This is a genomic window from Flavobacterium branchiophilum NBRC 15030 = ATCC 35035, from assembly GCF_002217205.1.
Taxonomy (GTDB): Bacteria; Bacteroidota; Bacteroidia; order Flavobacteriales; family Flavobacteriaceae; genus Flavobacterium; species Flavobacterium branchiophilum.
This window is the reverse complement of record NZ_MUGT01000234.1, coordinates 1-946: the sequence shown is the minus strand read 5'-3', so window position 1 is coordinate 946 and position 946 is coordinate 1. Positions and strand designations below refer to the sequence as shown.

At 31.7% G+C, this 946-nt stretch carries 1 pseudogene; it reads left to right on the top strand.

From position 1 onward, the window contains the following. Nucleotides 1-33: 33 nt before the first annotated feature. A pseudogene (locus tag B0A58_RS16110) lies at nucleotides 34-945 on the top strand (IS4 family transposase); the annotation flags it as partial. Nucleotide 946 lies beyond the last annotated feature (1 nt).

The window sequence follows — 946 nt, the reverse complement described above, 5'->3', positions numbered from 1 at the left end:
AATTATTTTATATGAGCCAAAAATAGTTCATATAGGAGAATCCAACGATTTATGAAGGATTTTGATTTTCCGATGAAAGTTGTTTCAATGCTAATATTTAACCTGCTACCATTCAAAGAGCATTTAGTACTGGTGTTAGACAGAACCAATTGGAAATTTGGAGAGAAAAATATCAACATTTTAATGTTAGGAGTCAGTTATAAAAACGTAGCTTTTCCTTTGATGTTTAAGATGTTAGACAAAAAAGGAAATTCCGATACACAGGAGCGAATAAGTTTAATTAAAAAGTATATTCAGTGGTTCGGAACGCAAAGTATAGATTGCTTACTAGCTGACAGAGAGTTTGTTGGAGGGAAATGGTTAGAATTTTTGAATAACGAGAAAATTCGATACCACATTAGAAGCAGGAATAATTTTACTATTTACTCGTATCAAAAACAAGAAGAAATAAAGGCGTTTTGGTTATTTAATAGTTTGAAAGTTGGCGAGTTTTACCACTATCCAAAAATAATAGCCTTACACGGACAGCGTTGCTATCTTTCAGGGACTAAAACAATTGATAGAAAGGGAAAGATAGAATTTTTAATCATAGTTTCTTTTAATAAACCAGAACAGGCAATGGAATATTACAAACAACGTTGGCAGATTGAAACCCTCTTCCGAGGATTAAAGAGTAGCGGGTTTAATATAGAAGACACACACGTAACCGATTTAGATAGGTTAGAAAAATTATTCTCACTCACAATGATTGCTTTTGTATGGTGCTATAAAATTGGTGACTATTTAGATGAAAATATCAAAACAATAATAATAAAAAAACACGGCAGAAGAGCTGTAAGTGTTTTCAAATACGGCTTAGATTACTTATCTAAATTTCTTTTTACAGGTGTTAATCGTTTGGAAAACAATCTATTTTGCTTTTTGTCATGTGTTTCAGCCCCTTAAA